This is a genomic window from Corynebacterium sp. HMSC071F07 (genome assembly GCF_001810285.1).
GTDB classification, from domain to species: domain Bacteria; phylum Actinomycetota; class Actinomycetes; order Mycobacteriales; family Mycobacteriaceae; genus Corynebacterium; species Corynebacterium simulans.
Genome location: NZ_KV800684.1, coordinates 47,773 through 52,592, shown reverse-complemented (window position 1 = coordinate 52,592; position 4,820 = coordinate 47,773). Strand labels below are relative to the sequence as shown.

General features: G+C 57.1%; 2 protein-coding genes. Both read right to left on the bottom strand.

Annotation, left to right across the window (positions count from 1 at the left end):
- The coding region (locus tag HMPREF2724_RS01520; RefSeq protein ID WP_141748290.1) for a Rad2 family DNA repair protein at positions 1 to 3,083 on the bottom strand (3,083 nt) is incomplete at its 3' end.
- A 586-nt stretch (positions 3,084 to 3,669) separates the two neighbouring features.
- On the bottom strand, positions 3,670 to 4,820 hold a 1,151-nt coding region (locus tag HMPREF2724_RS01515; protein WP_070586830.1), incomplete at its 5' end, for an adenylosuccinate synthase.

The following is a 4,820-nucleotide window of genomic DNA, read 5'->3' as shown; positions in this document are numbered from 1 at the left end:
GTCTTACCCTCAGACTCACCAGCAGGCTTATCATTCGCATCATTCGGATCAGTGGGGGCAGGGTTGCCCTCAGCATCAGTGTTGTTGACCTCGTCGCCGTCGCTAACGCCGTCACCGTCGCTGTCTGCGTTGGTCGGATCGGTCGGCTGGCCGTTGTTCTTGGAACCGTCAACCTCTTCCTTATCGGTCAGACCATCACCATCAGTGTCGGCCTTCTTCGGGTCGGTGCCCTTTTCGGCTTCTTCCTTGTCCGTCAGGCCATCGCCGTCAGTGTCCGCGGTGGCGTCCTTGACCACGAGCGGGAAGGTTTGCGTGCCGGTGCTCTCACCATCGGTGACTTTCACGGTGACGTTGTAGACGGCGTTGCCGTCCTCGGTCACGAGGTCAGCCGCGTCCTTGTTGTACGCAGGAGTACCCGTAATCTTGCCATTCTCATCGATGGAGATTCCCTCGGGTGCGCCGACGAGCTCATACGTGGGGTTGGACAGCGCCGCACCATCAGCTGTCTTGGCCGAGACCTGAATCGGAGTGATGGCATCATCGGACCATGCTTCCTGGCCCTTGAGCTTGTCGATGACCAAATCCTTCGGCGCCGGCTTCTCATCGCCGGCAGGAACGTTAACAACGACGGTATCGGTGTACTCAGTGCCGTCGATAGTCGCGGTAATCGGCAACTCAAAAACCTTGGCTGGCGCACCCGGCTCCTGCTTCGGAACGGTGATGTTTGCAACACCATTCTCATCGAAGGTCACCTCTGTGCCCTCAGGGGCGTTGGAGGTATCTGCCGTGAACGTGGATCCCTCAGGCAAGGTATCCACGGCCTCACCGTTGAGGGTCAGCTTCGGAGAAACCTTAGCGGTGGCGTTCTCGCCGTCCACGGCAAGGTTCTGCAGTGCTGGGTAGTCAACGCCGTAGGTCTTATCAGCCTCAGGGTCGGTTGGGGTCTCCGGCCCCGGTGCGTCCGCAGCCTCAACCTTTACGGTTGCCGGCTCGGAAGGCTTCTTACCATCCTCCGTTGCAGTAGCCGAGATCTCATCGTTTTCCTTGAGCTTTTCGCCCTCAGGAATGCCTGCAGTGAAGGTACCCGGTTTGTCCGGGTCCTCGGTTGCGGTGACTTCCTTACCGGACGGGAGGGTTACTTTCACCTCACTGCCTGCAGGAGCCGTGACAGTGACCTTGGTGTCATCAGCCTTCACTGGTTCGATGGACGGGGTCGCGGTTGCTTCAGTCGGGGCATCCTTGGTGGCCTTGAACGTACCGCCCTTGGTGCGCTCGCCATTCGGGGACTCCGCAACGAGGGTGTAATCCGTACCGTCTTGCAGTTCAAGCGTGCCGGAAGTAAATTTACCCTTCTTAATCGCGGCGACGTCATCAAGCGTTGCGACGTCAATGGCGTCTGCAGCGTCGAAAGTCGGCTTACCGTTCTCGTCTTCACTCAGCTTGTCGGTAGGAACAGCAACGATCTTCACCGGCGCCGCATCCGCATTGGTGACATCAAGCAGCGGAATATCCTCGCCCTTGGTGTCCTTATCCTGTTCGCGAGCAATCGTGCCGGACAGAGACTCAGGCTGTGGGAGAACTTGCTTAGCTTCCGGCTGTGGAGCAGCAGGGAGGAAAGACTTCGGGTCTAACGGATCGGTGTCATCGGTAAGGACCTCCACGTCATCGCGGATACCATCGCCATCCGTATCTTCGACTGACGGGTCCGTACCCAACTCACGTTCGTAGTCGTCGGTGAGGCCATCACCGTCAGAATCGGCAATGTTGAGGTAGTCGAACTTCAGCGTGTTCTTCAGCAGCGTCGGATCGGCGCCACCGTCCTGCTTATCCTCGTTCGGCAACGTCTTCGGCCACGCATCAGTGAAGTCCACGGAGATCCAGGAGGTGGTGTCGATGCGCTTGCCATACGGGGAGTTGGCAAGGTTTTCAGCCCCCTCCTCAAGCTGATACTCGATGGTGTAGCTACCGGTCACATTAGCGGGGATGCCCACGATACTGTCCATGTTGGCCCACACTTCATCCTTGGTTTTGGCATCGATGCCAGGCTCGTGTGGCTTGTAGGACAGTTCGGGCCGAGTCGCGGTGGTCGCGAAACCGGTTTCCTTGTCGAAGTCCATCTTCCATTTCTTGGCACCCTTTACTGGATTGCCTTCCATGTCAGATTTGTAGACCGTGACGTCGGTGATGTGCTTTGCTACATCTGGGCTGATGTACTCATTGAGCATCCAGTTCCAATAGCTGTTTCCACCGAAGTTCCTACCCGCCATAGTAGCGGTTGTGGTGGACTTAATGACCCCGTTCCCCTGATCATACTTCAGCTGTTTCGAGATACCGTTGTGGTAAACATTCGCGCCCGTAGCTTCGAAGGTTTCCGCCGGTACGTTGGTATCAGCAGCAAGTTGCCCCTGATCCACAATGTTTACGTGCTGGACGGAGTTGTTGAAGATCCGGCCGTCCTTGCGAACCCAGTAGTAGTCAACCTGGGAACCCTCCTTCGGAAGAGCCAGATCGGTAATAGGGGTCCCGTTCTTCAGGAAGATTTGAATGTAGGACGCATACGGAACGCCCGAGGCACCTGGGAAGTTCTTGGAGTCCTCGAACTTCAGACCCCACTCGGAGCCTTGAGGATCACGCTTTACAAACGACCCCTGGTGATCACCATTCACACCCACCAGCTCGATGCGCGAAATCTCGTCGTACAGCGCCTTGTCACGGAAACGGATGAACTGACCGTTCGCATCTGTATCCCCCTCCGGGGTCTTACCGGTATTCCAAACCGATTTCCTCAAATGCGGAACCTTGAACACGTACTGCGGGTCGTTTTGCTGTGCATCCACGAACTCCGGCAAAAGGCCGGCATATCGCAGGCCGTCATCCTCACCGTTGTCGTAAATTCGCCCAGTATCCGCCGGAATGTAGTTACCATCTGCATCAGTGATCTCAGCAGCAGACGCCACGGCGGCCGTCTGCGGTGCAACAACAGGATGTACAAACGGAGCAACCAGTGCAACAGAGAGCGCCGCGGCAGCAATCGTAGTGCCGCGACGGCGTACAGCAGTACGCTTGATTGCCTTCTTGTTCATATCAAGAAGTCCTTTCCTTAAGACTTGAAAGTATTGATCACGCTAGGGGTGCGCGACCGCGCAAGGGGTAAAACCGGCTTACGCAACCGAGAGCAGCTCACATTTGCCACCTTGGAAGAAGATCAGAGGTTCCAAGGGTCGATGAACAAACTCGTCCCCAACGTTAACGCCATTCACGAATTAAAGAAACCGTACAGAACCCTGAAAATTCCATGAATACAACTTTTTTGGGGACAACAAGTTAAGACATATGCTTGACCTGCCCTTATTTGCTCCGATCGCGACACGCGATTAATATTGTTAAATATCTCACATCGCCACATCCGTAACATTTCCCCAGGAATAAACTCCTTACGGGGGTGTTTTGTCCAGCGCATGGGTAAGCGGCGTTGCCGGAGGCGGCACCAAGCAGGGCGTATTGAACGCACAAATGTAGCCATAAGAACACAAACCGCCCCGCTTCCCTATGCATGGTGCGTGCTGATGGTTGTGTGCACGATGCTGTAGGAGAAGTGGGGCGGTTATTGGCTGGCACCGTCGCCGTGAGGCGGTGCCTGAGGTTGTGCGGCTTGAACTTGTTGGCGCCTTACTGGTCTTGCATGACGTCGTGGCGCACGATGGTCTGGTCGCGGCCGGGGCCGACACCAATGTAGGAGATGCGGCAGCCAGAGAGTTCCTCCAGACGCAGGACGTAATCCTGTGCCTTCTGCGGGAGGTCCTCAAAAGTCTTACAGTCAGTGATGTCCTCGTCCCAAGCCGGCATGGTCTCAAAGATGGGCTCAGCGTGGTGGAACTCAGACTGGGTCAGCGGCATCTCATCGTAGCGCTTGCCGTCTACGTCATAGGCCACACAGATGGGGATCTCACCAATACCGGTGAGCACGTCCAGCTTGGTCAGGAAGTAGTCCGTGAAACCGTTGACGCGGGTGGCATAGCGAGCCACCACGGAGTCATACCAACCACAGCGGCGCTTGCGGCCGGTGTTAACGCCGATCTCACCACCGGTGGTTTGCAGGTACTCGCCCCACTTGTCAAAAAGCTCAGTTGGGAACGGGCCGGCGCCCACGCGGGTGGTGTAGGCCTTGATGATGCCCAGGGAGGTCTTAATGCGAGTAGGCCCGATACCGGAGCCGACCGAGGCACCGCCGGCCGACGGGTTCGAGGAGGTCACGAACGGGTAGGTTCCGTGGTCAACATCCAGCATGGTGGCCTGGCCGCCCTCCATGAGGACGTGCTTGCCGGCATCCAGGGCTTGGTTCAGCTCCAGTTCGGCCTCAATAACCATCGGGCGCAGGCGATCGCGGTAGCTCAGGAAGTATTCCACGATCTGGTCAGGGTCAATCGCCTTGCGGTTGTACATCTTCACCAGCATCTGGTTCTTGATGTCCAGCGCAGACTCAACCTTCTGCCGCAGGATGGATTCATCAAAGATGTCCTGCACGCGGATACCGATGCGAGCGACCTTATCGGAGTAAGCCGGGCCAATACCGCGGCCCGTGGTGCCAATGGCGCGCTTGCCCAAGAAACGCTCCTGCACGCGGTCCAGGGTCTGGTGGTACGGCGCTACCAGGTGAGCGTTCGCGGAGATTCGCAGGCGCGAGGCATTCGCGCCGCGTGCCTCAAGGCCGTCGATCTCATCAAAGAGAGCTTCAAGATTAATAACAACGCCGTTGCCCAATACCGGAGTTGCATTCTCAGAGAGAATGCCGGCGGGAAGGAGCTTGAGCTCATACTTCT